Source organism: Kitasatospora sp. LaBMicrA B282, from assembly GCF_050325825.1.
Lineage (GTDB): Bacteria > Actinomycetota > Actinomycetes > Streptomycetales > Streptomycetaceae > Kitasatospora.
In genome coordinates this window covers 1-14,545 of record NZ_JBNQTI010000119.1, presented here as the reverse complement: position 1 = coordinate 14,545, position 14,545 = coordinate 1, and the positions used below count along the sequence as shown (strand labels likewise).

Here is a 14,545-nt window from a genome sequence, read left to right as displayed (position 1 = left end):
GGGCCCGGCCCACCGAACCTCGGGCCCGCCCACCCCCGGCGCACCCGCAACCTCCCGATCGAACCGGATCAGCTCCCGCTGCCGGGCTCCGGGTAGCGCCGTGGGGTCCAGACCACCTCGGTGCCGTCGCCGCGCTCCACCGCCTGGGTCTGCGAGGAGCCGATCAGCAGGATGGTGCGCATGTCCACCTCCGCCGGGTCGAGCTCGGCCAGCCGGACGGTGCGGACCCGCTCGGTCGGGCCGCCCACGTCGCGGGCCATCACCACCGGGGTGTCGCCGGCGCGGTGCTCCAGCAGCAGGTCGCGGGCCAGGCCGACCTGGGTGGTGCGGCTGCGCGAACCGGGGTTGTAGAGCGCCAGCACCAGGTCGGCGGCGGCCGCGGCGCGCAACCGCTCGGCCACCACGGACCACGGCTTGAGGCGGTCGGAGAGCGAGACCACGGCGTAGTCGTGCCCGAGCGGCGCGCCGGCCCGGGAGGCGGCGGCGTGCGCGGCGGTCATCCCGGGGACCACCCTGACCGGCACCTCGCGGTACGGGTCGGCGCAGGCGGCCTCCAGGACCGCGGTGGCCATCGCGAAGACGCCGGGGTCGCCGGAGGAGACCACCGCGACCCGGCGCCCGCGGCGGGCCAGGTCGAGCGCGAACTCGGCCCGCTCGGCCTCCACCTTGTTGTCCGAAGCGTGCCGGCGCTGACCGGCCCGGACCGGCACCCGGTCCAGGTAGGTGGTGTAGCCGACCAGGTCGTCGGCGGCGGCCAGCGCGCCGCGGGCCTCGGGGGTGAGCCAGAGCGGGCCGGCCGGGCCGAGGCCGACCACGGTGACCTCACCCGGCTCGGACTCCGCCTCGGCGTTCGGCTCGGCCGGGCGGGCCGGGCGGTTGAGCGGGCTGGGCAGCACGGCGACCGAGAAGTACGGCACCTCGTCCGGGTCGACCTCGGCCAGCGGCGCGGTGCGCTCCCCGGCCATGGTGGCCCGCTCGACGTAGCGGGCCTCGGCCAGCCGGCCGGCCCGCTCCAGGGCGCGGCGCACGGTCGGGAAGGTGCGGCCGAGCTTCATCACCACGGCCGCGTCGGTGGCGGCCAGGCGGGCGGTCAGCTCCTCCTCGGGCAGCGTGCCCGGGATCACCGTGAGTACCTCGTCGGCCTCCACCAGCGGTTCGCCGAGCCGGGCGGCGGCGGCGCTGACCGAGGTCACCCCGGGCACCACCTCGGTCGGGTAGCGGTGCGCGAGGCGCTTGTGCATGTGCTGGTAGGAGCCGTAGAAGAGCGGGTCGCCCTCGGCCAGCACCACCACGGTGCGCCCGGCGTCGAGGTGCGCGGCGAGCCGGGCCGCGGCCTCCTCGTAGAACTCCTCCAGGGCGCCCCGGTAGCCGCCGGGGTGGTCGGTGGTCTCCACCGTGATCGGGTAGACCAGCTTCTCCTCGACCTGGCCCTCGTGCAGGTACGGCGCGGCGATGCCGCGGGCGATCGACCGGCCGTGCCGCGCGCTGTGGTAGGCCACCACGTCGGCCTCGCCGATCAGCCGGGCCGCCTTCACGGTCAGCAGCTCCGGGTCGCCCGGGCCCAGCCCGACGCCGTAGAGCCTGCCGACCACGCCGTTCCCGTCCCCGGCACCCGTCACCGGCGTCTCCGTCGCCTGCCCGGCATCCGTCGCCTGCCCGGCGTCCGTCCCCTGCCCGGCGTCCGTCTCCTGCCCGCTCACTCGACCTCACTCGCAATCGCGTTCAGTGCCGCCGCGGCGATCGCGCTGCCGCCGCGCCGCCCGCGCACCACCAGGTGCTCCAGGCCGGCCGGGTGCTCGGCCAGCGCCTGCTTGGACTCGGCCGCGCCGACGAAGCCGACCGGCACCCCGATCACCGCGGCCGGGCGCGGGGCGCCGGCCTCGATCATCTCCAGCAGTCGGAAGAGCGAGGTCGGCGCGTTGCCGACGGCCACCACCGAACCGCCCAGCTTGTCCAGCCACAGCTCCATGGCCGCCGCGCTGCGGGTGGTGCCGAGCTCGGCCGCCAGGGCCGGGACCCGCGGGTCGGAGAGGGTGCAGACCACCTCGTTGTCGGCGGGCAGCCGCATGCGGGTGACGCCGCTGGCCACCATCGAGACGTCACAGAGGATCGGCGCGCCGGCCCGCAGTGCGGCCCGGGCGTCGGCCACCACGTTCGGGGTCCACAGCAGGTCGGCGACCAGGTCGGTCATCCCGCAGGCGTGGATCATCCGGACCGCGACCTGGGCGACGTCGGCCGGCAGGCCCGCCAGGTCCGCCTCGGCGCGGATGGTGGCAAAGGACTCGCGGTAGATCGCCGCGCCGTCCTTCTCGTACTCGATCACGTGGTCCTCCGGGCCGCAGCGACCGCTGCCGCCATCTGTTGGTTCGTCACTTCCGTCGCACTGCCCGGCCCGCTCCCGCCGGGCCCGGTGATCCGGTACCCGGCACCGGTGGCCAGCACGTCGACGTACGGGCCGGCCGGGTGACCGCAGCGCCGCTCGCAGCCGGACCAGTGCACCGGGAGCAGCGGCGCGCCGGTCGATGCGGCACCCAAGGCCGGTTCGGCTCCCTGGTCCAGCGCGGCGGCCGCCGCGCCGCGGACGTCCGCCAGCGACTTGCCGCAGCCGGGCGAGCCGGTGCAGGCGGTGGCGCCCGTCCAGGGCGAGGCGGGGTCGGTGCGCAGGCCGGCCGCCGCGAGGGCGGGCAGCACCGCGGGGTCCACGCCGGGCAGCACCACGCCGCGCCACGGGGTGACCCGCAGCTCGGCCGCGCCGGTGCCGGCCAGCGCGCGCCACTGCGCGGCCGTGGCCCGCCCGAACCGCATCCCGACCACCACACCGGCCGACCCGACCACCCCACCGGCAGCCGCGACCGCGCCACCGGCGGCGATCGGACCGAGGGCGGGGCGGTGGCCCGGCAGCTCGGGCAGCGGCTCGGGGGTCAGCCCGAGCCGACCGGCGAGCCGGGTGCCGTCCGGGTCCGCCTCGGCCACCCGCCAGGCCCCGCTGTCCAGCGCGACGAAGGCCTCGGCGGCGGCCAGCAGGGCGGCGGGCCCGGCGGTCACCGGGGCGGCGGTGGCGGCCCGGCCGAGCCGCAGCAGCGCGCTGCCGTCGGGGCGGGCGATCAGGGTGAGGTCGGCGTCCAGCGCGGCCACGTCGCCGCGGCCGTCGTCGAGGGCGAAGAGGAAGCGGCCGGACAGCGCCCGGGCCGGCTCGCTGGCCAGCAGCAGGGCGTCCAGCTCGCGGATCCAGGGGCGCAGGTCGGCGCCGCCGTCCAGGCCGGCCAGCGGGGAGGCGACGACGTTGCGCACCCGCTCGTGACTGTCCGAGGGCAGCAGTGCGACCGCGCGCAGCCGCCGCGCCAGCTCCAGGCCGGCGTCCGGGCGCAGGCCGCGCAGTTGGAGGTTGCCGCGCGAGGTGGCCTCCAGCGCGCCGTCGCCGAGTTCCTCGGCCGCCTGCGCCAGGGCCAGCGCCTGAGGCACCGACAGCAGCCCGCCGGGCACCCGCACCCGGGCCAACGCCCCGTCATCGGCGGCGTGCAGCCGCAGCGCGCCGGGGCAGGCGTCGTCCCGCCCGCGACCAGCCCGAACGGGGGCAGGCTCGACGGCGTCGGGTGTGGGTGACATGGCGGCGAGCATACCGATGATCCGACCGCTGGTATCCCCCGCGCCGGGCGTGATCCACGTCTCCGCTCCCGTGCGCCGCCCCCTTGTCGGTGCCCCTCACTACGCTGGAGAACGTGCCAGCCCACCCGCCGGCGCGCCACCTGCTGCGCGCCAAAGACCTGGTCGACGTCCGCTACGCCGAGCCGCTCACGGTCGCCGAGCTGGCCCGTGCGGCCGGCCTCTCCCAGGCGCACTTCAGCCGCGAGTTCCGCCGCGCCTTCGGTGAGCCCCCGCACGTCTACCTGCTGACCCGGCGGCTGGAGCGGGCCGCCTGGCTGCTGCGCCACACCGACCGCCCGATCGCCGAGATCTGCTTCGCGGTGGGCCTGAGCAGCCTGGGCTCGTTCACCACCAGCTTCAGCCGGATGTACGGCCGCTCCCCCGCGGCCTGGCGGGCGGCCGCGCCGCCGGCCGCCGCGTACGCGATCCTGCCGGGCTGCGTGCAGCGGGCCTACGGGCGTCCGCAACACCGCACGTTTCGAGAAGACGGCCCCGCGGAGCCCGGCATAGCGTGACGTTATCGCCGCAAAGCACATGTACCGGGAGGAAACACTATGATCAGGATCGCCAACGCGCAGCTCTGGGTGCACGACCAGGAGGAGGCCCTGGAGTTCTACACCAAGAAGGTCGGCATGGCGGTGCAGATCGACGTCACCGTGCCGGAGCTGGGGAACTTCCGCTGGCTCACGGTCAGCCCGGTCGGTCAGCCCGAGGTCTCGATCGTGCTGATGGCCGTGCCCGGCGCGCCGGTCTTCGACGAGGAGACCGAGCGTCAGGTCCGCGAGCTGACCGCCAAGGGCGCCGCCGGCACGGTCTTCCTGACCACCGACGACGTCGACGCCGCCTACGAGGAGATGTCGGCCCGCGGCGTGGAGTTCAACGAGAAGCCGACCGACCAGCTCTACGGCCGGGACTGCGGCTTCCGCGACCCGTCCGGCAACAACATCAGGCTCACCCAGCTGCGCCCGGACTTCCCGGGCAAGTGACCGCCGTCCCGGGCAAGTGACCGCCGTCCCCGGCCACCGAGCAGTCGACAACCGAGCAGTCGAACCGACGCATCGGCCGGCCCCGCCCCGGGGCCGGCCGCTCGTGCTCGTTGCGCAGGAGACCTGTGAGAGAACTGCGATCACTGTTACGAATCGATCCTCGAGTGTCATGAAACGATAAGCCAACTGGAGTCGGACGCCCCTGGTGCGCTATCAACGTCTCCTGCGAGGTCGTATCTGACGACCCACTACCAACGGGGATGAACAACTTCATGCGTACCACCACCCTGGCCGCTCGGGGGATGATCGGTCTGGCCGTCGTTGGCGTCTTCGCGGTCACCGGCTGCGGACCGGACGACACCACCACCACGACCACCACCGCCAACAGCCCGGCCAAGCCCTCCGCGGTCGCCAGCGCGCCGAGCGCCCCCAGCAAGCCCAGCGACCGGCCCACCGCCGGTGGCGGCGGCATGTCGGCCGCTCCCAGCGACAGCAGCTCCGCCCCCGCCGACACCACCGGCGGCGACACCGGCGGCGCGGGCGTCAACGCCAAGCCCGGCACCACGATCAAGATCGGCCAGACCGCCGACATCCCGTTCACCTCGGGCTCCACCAAGGGCACCATCGCCCTGACGGTGACCTCGATCGACGCCGGCAACCCGGCCGACCTGGCCCCGCTCAACCTGGGCGACCAGGTCGCGGGCAAGGTCCCGTACTACATCCACTACACGATCAAGAACATCGGCAACACCGACCTGTCGTTCACCACGGTGGACCACATGACCGGTCTGCTGCCGGACGGCACCCAGGCTCAGGACGTGTACCTGATCAGCCCGTTCGACAAGTGCCCGGACGCCACCCTGCCGAGCGGCTTCACCAACGGCAAGACCAAGACGGCCTGCTCCCTGGAGCTGGCGCCCTCCGCCAGCACCAAGGTCACCGGCGCCAAGTACTGGGACGACCCGTTCTCGCTGCTGGACAACCAGGGCCTGGTCTGGAAGTGACCCGGGACGGGTCCGACGGGTGACCTCCCGATCCGGATCCGACCTGGCGGTCCGGACGTGACACCGGGCCCGCGCCGGCCCTGACCGGCACCGAGCCCGCTCCGGGGCCGGGATCGCACCACGATCCCGGCCCCGCTCGCGTTCCCGTTCGCCTTCCCGCTCGCCCGCCCGCCGCGGCCCGGCCGCGTCCCGCTCCGACCGCCCCCGCCCTCCCACCCGACGGGTGGCCCGGGGCCCTTGCGCGGGGTCGTTAGGATGTCCGCCGGGCGGGCCGCCTGGCCCGCTTACGCCGAGACGGCGTCAGGGGAGGAAACCGGTGCGACGCCGGTGCGGTCCCGCCACTGTGACCACGGCTCAGCCCGTGGGAGCCAGGAACTCCCGCCGTCTCCCGTCACCGCCCGGGGCGCGGACCCCGAGGAAGGCCAGCCGCGTGATCCTGCTGCTCTCCACCTCCGACACCGACCTGCTCTCGGCCCGGGCCAGCACCGGCCCGGTCCGCTACCGCCTGGGCAACCCGGCCCGGCTGCGTCCCGAGGACCTGCCGGAGCTGCTGGACGGCACCGACCTGGTGGTGGTCCGGCTGCTCGGCGGCCGCCGCGCCTGGCAGGAGGGCCTGGACGCGCTGCTGGCCGGCCCCCGCCCGGTGGTGGTGCTCAGCGGTGAGCAGGCCCCGGACGCCCAGCTGATGGAGCTCTCCACCGTCCCGGCCGGCCTGGCCGCCGAGGCGCACGCCTACCTCGCGCACGGCGGCGCGGCCAACCTGGCCGAGCTGGGCGCCTTCCTCTCCGACACCGTGCTGCTCACCGGCCACGGCTTCGCGCCGCCCGCCTCCGCCCCCGACTGGGGCCCGCTGGAGCGCACCGCGCAGCGCCCCCAAAGCCCCGCTGCGGGCCCGACGGTGGCCGTGCTCTACTACCGCGCCCACCACATGAGCGGGAACACCGCCTTCGTCGAGGCGCTCTGCGGCGCGATCGAGGCGGCCGGCGGGCAGGCCCGGCCGTACTTCTGCTCCTCGCTGCGCGGCGCGCCCGCGGAGCTGCTGGCCGAGCTCGGGCAGGCCGACGCGATCGTCACCACCGTGCTCGCCGCCGGCGGCACCCGCCCGGCCGACGCGCAGGCCGGCGGCGACGAGGAGGCCTGGGACGCCGGGGCGCTGGCCGCGCTGGACCGCCCGATCCTGCAGGCGCTCTGCCTGACCTGGTCGCGCGCCCAGTGGGAGGGCAGCGACGACGGCCTCTCCCCGCTGGACACCGCCACCCAGGTCGCGGTGCCGGAGTTCGACGGCCGGCTGATCACCGTGCCGTTCTCCTTCAAGGAGTTGGACGAGGACGGCCTGACCGTCTACGTGGCCGACCCCGAGCGGGCCGCCCGGGTCGCCGGGATCGCGGTCCGGCACGCCCGGCTGCGGCACCTGGCGCCGGCCGAGCGGCGCCTGGCGCTGGTGCTCTCGGCGTACCCGACCAAGCACGCCCGGGTCGGCAACGCGGTCGGCCTGGACACCCCGGCCAGCGCCGCCCGGCTGCTGCGCCGGCTGCGCGAGGCGGGCTGGGACCTGGGCGAGGGCCTGCCCGGGATGGACCCCGCCGACGGCGAGGCCTGGGCCGAGGGCGAGCACGAGGGCGACGCGCTGATCAAGGCGCTGATCGACGCCGGCGGCTACGACCAGGACTGGCTCACCGAGGACCAGCTGGCCCGCAACCCGGTGCGGATCCCGGCCGCCGACTACCGCCGCTGGTACGCCACGCTGCCGCAGGCGCTGCGCGAGCAGGTCGAGGAGCACTGGGGCCCGGCCCCGGGCGAGCTCTACGTGGACCGCACCCACAACCCGGACGGCGACATCGTGCTGGCCGCCCTGCGGGCCGGCAACGTGCTGGTGCTGGTCCAGCCGCCGCGCGGCTTCGGCGCCAACCCGGTGGCCATCTACCACGACCCCGACCTGCCGCCCAGCCACCACTACCTGGCCGCCTACCGGTGGATCGCCGCCGAGCAGGCCGACGGCGGCTTCGGCGCGGACGCGCTGGTCCACCTGGGCAAGCACGGCAACCTGGAGTGGCTGCCCGGCAAGACGGCCGCGCTCTCCGCCGAGTGCGGCCCGGACGCGGCGCTCGGCGACCTGCCGCTGGTCTACCCCTTCCTGGTCAACGACCCGGGCGAGGGCACCCAGGCCAAGCGCCGGGCGCACGCCACCCTGGTCGACCACCTGGTGCCGCCGATGGCCCGCGCCGACTCCTACGGCGACATCGCCCGGCTGGAGCAGCTGCTGGACGAGCACTCCACCATCGCCGCGATGGACCCGGCCAAGCTGCCCGCGATCCGCGCCCAGATCTGGACCCTGATCCAGGCCGCCCGGCTCGACCACGACCTCGGGCTGGACGAGCGCCCGGAAGACGACGGCTTCGACGACTTCCTGCTGCACGTCGACGGCTGGCTCTGCGAGGTCAAGGACGCGCAGATCCGCGACGGCCTGCACGTGCTGGGCCAGGCGCCGGCCGGCGCCGACCGGGTCAACCTGGTGCTCGCCATCCTGCGCGCCCGCCAGGTGTGGGGCGGGGTCAGCGCGCTGCCCGGCCTGCGCGAGGCACTCGGGCTGGACGAGGCGGCGCTCACCCTGGGCGCCACGGACGCGGTCGAGGCGCAGGCGCGCGAGCTGGTCGAGGCGATGGAGGCGGCCGACTGGGCGCCGGAGGCGGTCGCGAAGGTGGCCGAGGGCCGGTCGGCGGCGGTCGCCGAGGTGCTGGACTTCGCCGCCCGCCAGGTGGTCCCCCGCCTGGCCGCCACCACCGACGAGCTGGACGCCGTGCTGCACGCGCTGACCGGCGGCTTCGTCCCGGCCGGGCCGTCCGGCTCGCCGCTGCGCGGGCTGGTCAACGTGCTGCCCACCGGGCGCAACTTCTACTCGGTGGACCCCAAGGCGATCCCCAGCAAGCTGGCCTGGGAGACCGGCCAGGCGCTGGCCGCCTCGCTGGTCGAGCGCTACCAGGCCGACAACGACGGCGCCTACCCGAGCTCGGTCGGCCTGTCGCTCTGGGGCACCAGCGCGATGCGCACCGCCGGCGACGACATCGCCGAGGCCTTCGCGCTGCTCGGCATCCGCCCGGTCTGGGACGAGGCCTCCCGCCGGGTCACCGGCCTGGAGCCGATCCCGCCGGCCGAACTCGGCCGTCCCCGGGTCGACGTCACGCTGCGCATCTCCGGCTTCTTCCGGGACGCCTTCCCGCACGTGGTGGCGCTGCTGGACGACGCGGTCCGGCTGGCCGCCGCCCAGCAGGAGCCCGACGAGGAGAACTTCGTGCGCGCCCACGTGCAGGCCGACCTGGCCGAGCACGGCGACGAACGCCGCGCCACCGTCCGGGTGTTCGGCTCCCGCCCGGGCACCTACGGGGCCGGCCTGCTGCAGCTGATCGACAGCCGGGACTGGCGCACCGACGCCGACCTGGCCGAGGTCTACACGGTCTGGGGCGGCTACGCCTACGGCCGCGGGCTGGACGGCCGCCCGGCGCGCGAGGAGATGGAGACCGCCTACCGGCGGATCACGGTGGCGGCCAAGAACACCGACACCCGCGAGCACGACATCGCCGACTCGGACGACTACTTCCAGTACCACGGCGGCATGGTGGCCACCGTGCGGGCGCTGACCGGCACCGCACCCGCCGCCTACATCGGCGACTCCACCCGCCCGGAGACGGTGCGCACCCGCACCCTGACCGAGGAGGCGGCCCGGGTCTTCCGCGCCCGGGTGGTCAACCCGCGCTGGCTGGAGGCGATGCGCCGGCACGGCTACAAGGGCGCCTTCGAGATGGCCGCCACCGTGGACTACCTGTTCGGCTACGACGCCACCACCGGCGTGGTCGCGGACTGGATGTACGAGCGGCTGACCCAGGAGTACGTGCTCGACCCGGTCAACCGGGAGTTCCTCACCGGCGCCAACCCCTGGGCGCTGCGCGGGATCAGCGAACGGCTGCTGGAGGCGGTGGAGCGCGGGATGTGGGCCGAGCCGGACCCGGCACTGCTGGCCGAACTGCAGGCCGCCTTCCTGGAGTCGGAGGGCGACCTGGAGGACGACGGGGAGAGCTGACGGATCGTCAGCCCTGGTGGGCCATCGGGACGGTCAGCAGCAGCTGGCCGTCCCCCAGGTCGCGGACCTCGAAGTGGTCGAGCTGGCCCGGCTGGAAGCCGGTGCTGCCGGAGGTGTTCAACTGCGGTGCCGGCTCGGCGCCGTAGCCGTCGGCGGGGATGGTCCAACTGGCGACCGTCTGGCGCTCGCCCTGCGTCGAGACGGCCACCAGGTCACAGGTCCGCGGCCCGGTCACCCCGGCCAGCCGCAGGGTCACTGCGCTGCCCCAGCCCTCGGGGGTGACCCCGACGGTGGCGTGCACCCCGGTCGGCGAGCCCGCACTGCGGGTGATCGCCGCCGTGGCGGTGGCGGTGGTGGCGGCCGGGGCGGCCTCGATCACCGCCGCGGTCACCGCCGGCCCGCCGAACACCAGCACCGCCGCCACCGCGACCAGCCAGCGCCGCCGCACCCGGGTCCGCCGACGGGTGTCGGCGACCGTGGCGAGCAGCCCGTCCAGCACCCGCGGGCCGGGGCCGGCCAGGGCGTCCTCGAGCACGGCGGTTCCGGCCGCCGGGTCGGTGCCCGCTGCCGGGCCGGTCCCCGCCGCGGCGCCGCTCCCGGTCACCGCGTCGGCCCGGAACTCGGCCAGCAGCGGCTCCAGCCCGCCGAGCTCGGCGACCTCGTCCAGGCAGCGCGGGCAGCCGGCCAGGTGCTCCTCGAACCGCGCCCGGTCCGCCGCCCCGAGCAGGCCGAGGACGTAGGCGCCGGCATCCAGGTGCCGGTCCGCTCCGTCCGGGCCGTCCGGGCCGTAGGGGCCGCCCGGGCCGCGCGGCAGGTCCGGGCCGCCGGGGCCGCCCGGCCCGCCCGTCGGGTCCCAGGGACCCCGTGGCGCTGTCACGACGTCACTCCTCGTTCCTCCAGCGCGATCTTCAACGAGCGCAGCGCGTAGAAGACCCGCGACTTCACCGTACCCTCGGGGATGCCCAACACGGCCGCCGCCTCGGCGACCGTGCGCCCCTTGAGGTACGTCTCCACGATCACCTCGCGGTGCGCCTCGGTGACCGCACCCAGCGCATCCGTGATCGCCATCATCCGCAGCGCCCGGTCCAGCTCGTCCGCCGCCGGGAGCAGCTCCAGCGGGGCCGGGTCGGTCTCCGGCGGCCGGGCCGCGGCCCGCCGGTGGTCGTCGATCACGATCCGTCGGGCCACCGTGACCAGCCACGGCCGCAGCGGACCCGCCGCGTCCAACTGGTCGGCGTGCCGCCAGGCCCGCACCAGGGTCTCCTGGACCACGTCCTCGGCACGCTGCCGGTCGCCGCCCACCAGGTGCAGCACGAAGCCGAAGAGCGGGCCCGCGTGCTCCCGGTAGAGGGCCCGGATCAGCTCCTCGTCCCGCCCGGCGTCGGCGTGACGGCGGGGATCATCGGTCACAAGGCCATCCTGTCGCACCCGTGCCTCCCGGTCGAACGGTGCTCAACCCGCTTCCGGTCAGTAGCCGTTGCCGTAGTTCCCACCGGTGGAGGGGCTCATCGGGGCACTGGGGGCGTTCGGGGCGCTCGACGAGCTCGGCATCGCCTTGCCGCCGCTCGGGGTCACCGCCCACCAGATGCCCATGACGCCCTCACCCTTGGTCTGGCCCGGCTTGCTGTCCGGCACGTACCGGTAGAGCGGCCACCCGTTCAGGGTCAGCTGCTTGGTCCCGTCGGCCCGGGTGACCGTGCCGATCAGCGAGGAGCTGACCCCGTTACCGGTGGGTTGGCTCGGCGCCACCGCGGCCGGCCACAGCGCGGCGCAGGAGGAGTCCGTGCAGGTGGCCTTCGGCGGGTTGGCGCTGTCGTGGTCGAAGCGGTAGAGGGTGAAGCCGTTGCTGTCGGTGACGATCTGGCCGAGCTTGGGGTCGTCGACCACCTTGAGCGCCGGCGTCGCCGAACTGCTCGGCGGCGGGGTGGCGGGCACCGTGGACGGCGCGGACGGCATGGCCGGCACCGACGGCATGGCCGGCGCGGACGGGCTGCTGCTCGCAGGCGGACTGCTCGCCGCACCGCTGTGCGAGGAGCCGCTCGACCCGCAGGCGGTGGCGAGGGCGAGGACGGCGGCGCCCGCGGCGGCCACGGTCGCGGCGCGGCGACGGTGTTTCGAGATCATGGCGCTCCCCTGCCAGGAGAAGACCGACACGGCGACCGGCTGACCACCGCACCCGGAGGTACGCAGCATCCGGGCGGACCGTTCAACGCCGCCGGCCGACGCTTCCGGCCGGGCGGGCCTCCGGCCTGGTGGAGCTCCGGGCGAGTGGGCCTCAGTCCGGCTGCTCCTCCAGGTCCAGCAGCAGGGCGCGCAGCGCGGCCGCGAGTCCGGCCCGCTCGGTGCCGTCGAGGGCGGCGAGCAGCCGTTGCTCGGTGGCCAGGTGGTCGGGCAGCGCCCGGTCGATCAGCTCCCGGCCCGCCTCGGTCAGCGCCACGTGCACCACCCGGCCGTCGGTGGCGCTGGGCGCCCGGGTGACCAGTCCGCGCTCCTCCAGCTTCTCCAGGCGCTGGCTGACCGCCCCCGAGGTGATCATCGCGGAACGCATCAGCTCCGCCGGGGTGAGCCGGTGCGGCGGATCGCTGCGCCGCAGGGTGGCGAGCACGTCGAAGCCGGCCAGGTCCAGACCGTGGAGTGCGAAGGTCCGGCGCTGCGCGGCCTCGACCACCCGGGACAGCCGCTTGATCCGGCCGAGCACGGCCATCGGCGAGGTGTCCAGGTCGGGGCGTTGCCGGGCCCACTGGGCGAGGACGAAGTCCACGTGGTCGGCCTGTGCGGGGTCGGGTTCTGACTGTGCGGGGTCGGGTTCTGGCTGTGCGGCTGCGGTCATGGGAATCAGGCTAGCCAATCTCTTAGCACTGAGATACTTTCTCTTAGTGCTAAGAAATCGGGCCGACCCGCGCCTGCTCTTATCGACGGCCGCCGCCCCCGCCGTGTGGGGCACCACCTACTACGTCACCACCCAGTACCTGCCGCCCGACCGTCCGCTGCTCGCGGCCACCGCCCGCGCCCTGCCCGCCGGACTGCTGCTCACCGCGCTCACCCGACAGTTGCCGCGCGGCAGTTGGTGGTGGCGGGCGGCCGTGCTGGGCGCGCTCAACATGGGCGCCTGCTTCCCGCTGCTCTTCGTCGCCGCCTACCGGCTGCCCGGCGGGGTGGCCGCCACCGTCGGCGCCGTGCAGCCACTGCTGGTCGCCGCCCTGTCGACCGGCCTGCTCGGCGAACGCCTGACCCGGCGCACCCTGCTCGCGGGCCTGGCCGGCATGGTCGGGGTCAGCCTGCTGGTGCTGCGCCCCGGAGCCCGGCTGGACTGGCTCGGCGTGCTCGCCGCGCTGGGCAACGCCACGGTGATGGCCACCGGCGTGGTGCTCGCCAAGCGCTGGCCCTCCCCCGCACCGCTGCTGGCCACCACCGGCTGGCAACTGGTGACCGGCGGCCTGCTGCTGCTCCCGCTCTCGCTGCTCGTCGAGGGCCCACCACCGGCCCACCTCACCGGACGCAACCTGCTCGGTTACGGCTACCTGACCCTGCTCGGCGCGGCCGTCGCCTACGCCCTCTGGTTCCGCGGCCTGCGTGCGCTGACGCCCACCCGGGTCGCCTTCCTCACGCTGCTCTCGCCACTGGTCGCCACGACGGTCGGCTGGCTGGCGCTGGGACAGTCCTTGACGCCGCTCCAACTCCTCGGCGCGGCGGTGGTCCTGACCTCGATCCTGATCGCCCAGCGCGGCCGTCCGGCCGGCCCACCCTCCCGTCCACCGAAGCACTCACCATCGACATCGACCCAGGAAGAGACCACCATCCCATGCGCATAACCGTTTTCGGCGCCGGCGGCGCAGTCGGCTCCCGCGTGGTCGCCGAGGCACTGACCCGCGGCCACCAGGTCACCGCCGTGCTGCGCGACCCGAACCGGCCCGGGCAACTGCCGCCGGGCACCACGACCCTCACGACCCTCCGCACCGGCGACGCGACCGACCCCGACCGGGTCGCCGAACTGACCGCCGGCACCGACCTGGCCATCACCGCCACCCGCCCCGCCCCCGGCCGGGAACCCGAACTCGTCACCGCCACCCGCTCCCTGCTGACCGGCACCACCCGCAGCGGCGTCCGCCTGCTGCTGGTCGGCGGCGCCGCCACGCTGGCCCACCCCGACGGCACCCTGGTGCTCGACGCTCCCGGCTTCCCCGCCGACCTGCTCCCCATCGCCCGCGCCTGCGCCGACCAACTCGCCCTCTGCCAGGCGGACCCGACCGCCGACTGGACCTACCTCAGCCCACCCTCCCTCCTCGAACCCGGCCCCCGCACCGGCCGCTACCGCCTGGGCACCGACGCCCTGCTGACCGCCCCGGACGGCAGCTCCACCATCTCGATGGAAGACCTCGCCACAGCCCTCCTCGACGAGGCCGAACACCCCCGCCACCCGCGCACCCGCTTCACCGTCGCCTACTGACCACCGCCGGGTCGGAGCTCTGCCCCTCCGCACCCCGCGAACCACCCACCCCACGAACCACCCACCCCACGAACCACCCACCCCACGAACCACCCACCCCACGAACCCGAGCGCTTCGCGCCGGGTCGCGGGGGCGAGGTGGGGGTGAGCCGCGAGGGAAAGGGATGGGCAACGCCACGCTCAATGTGGTCGGGCCGGCGGTCAGGCCTACGGGAGGTCCGGCCAGGCCCAGCAGGGCCAGACCGGGCCAACGGACCGGGCCACATGGGCGAGCACTCCAGGAGGCCGGCTACCCCCACCAGCGCGCGCCGCCCCTCTGCCCAGCCCTGGGGGGGAGGGGGGGAAGGAGGGGGGGGGGGGGGGGGGGGGGGGGAGGGGGGGGGGGGGG

General features: G+C 75.3%; 14 protein-coding genes and 1 riboswitch. Of the genes, 7 read left to right on the top strand and 7 right to left on the bottom strand.

Features of this window, described 5'->3' with window-relative positions; all coding sequences use genetic code 11:
- Positions 1–68 precede the first annotated feature (68 nt).
- From ACQRUO_RS27340 to ACQRUO_RS27330, 3 genes are all read right to left on the bottom strand, one after another.
- The gene (locus ACQRUO_RS27340; protein WP_428318754.1) at positions 69–1,619 is read right to left on the bottom strand and encodes a precorrin-2 C(20)-methyltransferase; all 1,551 of its coding nucleotides are present in this window, start codon (positions 1,617–1,619) and stop codon (positions 69–71) included.
- A gap of 77 nt (positions 1,620–1,696) precedes the next feature.
- On the bottom strand, positions 1,697–2,323 hold the full coding sequence (locus ACQRUO_RS27335) for a precorrin-8X methylmutase (protein ID WP_428318741.1): 627 nt from the start codon (positions 2,321–2,323) through the stop codon (positions 1,697–1,699).
- A complete protein-coding gene (locus tag ACQRUO_RS27330) occupies positions 2,320–3,606 on the bottom strand; it encodes a hypothetical protein (RefSeq protein WP_428318740.1) in 1,287 nt (428 codons plus the stop codon). Before ACQRUO_RS27330 ends, ACQRUO_RS27335 begins: the two co-directional genes overlap by 4 nt.
- A 113-nt stretch (positions 3,607–3,719) precedes the next feature.
- Here ACQRUO_RS27330 and ACQRUO_RS27325 point away from each other — a divergent pair, with 113 nt between their 5' ends.
- The 4 genes from ACQRUO_RS27325 (at position 3,720) to cobN (ending at position 9,710) form a co-directional block, all read left to right on the top strand.
- On the top strand, positions 3,720–4,160 hold the full coding sequence (locus ACQRUO_RS27325) for a helix-turn-helix domain-containing protein (protein ID WP_428318739.1): 441 nt from the start codon (positions 3,720–3,722) through the stop codon (positions 4,158–4,160).
- A gap of 39 nt (positions 4,161–4,199) precedes the next feature.
- Positions 4,200–4,631, top strand: a complete 432-nt coding sequence (locus tag ACQRUO_RS27320) for a VOC family protein (RefSeq protein WP_428318738.1) — start codon at positions 4,200–4,202, stop codon at positions 4,629–4,631.
- Positions 4,632–4,903: 272 nt separating this feature from the next.
- Positions 4,904–5,635, top strand: coding sequence for a hypothetical protein (locus tag ACQRUO_RS27315; protein ID WP_428318737.1), 732 nt, complete (start codon positions 4,904–4,906; stop codon positions 5,633–5,635).
- 286 nt (positions 5,636–5,921) lie between these two features.
- Positions 5,922–6,013, top strand: a riboswitch (cobalamin riboswitch).
- 52 nt (positions 6,014–6,065) lie between these two features.
- Positions 6,066–9,710 carry a cobaltochelatase subunit CobN gene (gene cobN, locus ACQRUO_RS27310; RefSeq protein WP_428318736.1) on the top strand — a complete coding sequence of 1,215 codons (3,645 nt, stop codon included), beginning with the start codon at positions 6,066–6,068 and terminating at the stop codon, positions 9,708–9,710.
- A gap of 7 nt (positions 9,711–9,717) precedes the next feature.
- On the opposite strand, the gene ACQRUO_RS27305 is transcribed toward cobN, so the two are convergent.
- From ACQRUO_RS27305 to ACQRUO_RS27295, 3 genes are read right to left on the bottom strand one after another with little or no spacing between them, the layout of a single operon-like run.
- On the bottom strand, positions 9,718–10,587 hold the full coding sequence (locus tag ACQRUO_RS27305) for a zf-HC2 domain-containing protein (protein WP_428318735.1): 870 nt from the start codon (positions 10,585–10,587) through the stop codon (positions 9,718–9,720).
- Positions 10,584–11,138 carry a sigma-70 family RNA polymerase sigma factor gene (locus ACQRUO_RS27300; RefSeq protein WP_428318734.1) on the bottom strand — a complete coding sequence of 185 codons (555 nt, stop codon included), beginning with the start codon at positions 11,136–11,138 and terminating at the stop codon, positions 10,584–10,586. The genes ACQRUO_RS27305 and ACQRUO_RS27300 overlap by 4 nt, the downstream gene beginning before the upstream one ends.
- A gap of 39 nt (positions 11,139–11,177) precedes the next feature.
- Positions 11,178–11,597 carry a hypothetical protein gene (locus ACQRUO_RS27295; protein ID WP_428318733.1) on the bottom strand — a complete coding sequence of 140 codons (420 nt, stop codon included), beginning with the start codon at positions 11,595–11,597 and terminating at the stop codon, positions 11,178–11,180.
- 1 nt (position 11,598) lies between these two features.
- Between ACQRUO_RS27295 and ACQRUO_RS27290 the strand changes: the two genes are divergently transcribed.
- Complete coding sequence (locus ACQRUO_RS27290) at positions 11,599–11,877, top strand: hypothetical protein (RefSeq protein WP_428318732.1); 279 nt, start codon at positions 11,599–11,601, stop codon at positions 11,875–11,877.
- A 108-nt stretch (positions 11,878–11,985) separates the two neighbouring features.
- Here ACQRUO_RS27290 and ACQRUO_RS27285 read toward each other — a convergent pair whose 3' ends face one another.
- Positions 11,986–12,540, bottom strand: a complete 555-nt coding sequence (locus tag ACQRUO_RS27285; protein WP_428318731.1) for a MarR family winged helix-turn-helix transcriptional regulator — start codon at positions 12,538–12,540, stop codon at positions 11,986–11,988.
- Positions 12,541–12,586: 46 nt separating this feature from the next.
- On the opposite strand from ACQRUO_RS27285, the gene ACQRUO_RS27280 reads away from it, so the two are divergent.
- Entirely contained in the window at positions 12,587–13,522 is a 936-nt protein-coding gene (locus ACQRUO_RS27280; protein WP_428318730.1) for an EamA family transporter, read from the top strand.
- A complete protein-coding gene (locus ACQRUO_RS27275; protein WP_428318729.1) occupies positions 13,513–14,157 on the top strand; it encodes an NAD(P)-dependent oxidoreductase in 645 nt (214 codons plus the stop codon). The genes ACQRUO_RS27280 and ACQRUO_RS27275 overlap by 10 nt, the downstream gene beginning before the upstream one ends.
- Positions 14,158–14,545: the final 388 nt, after the last annotated feature.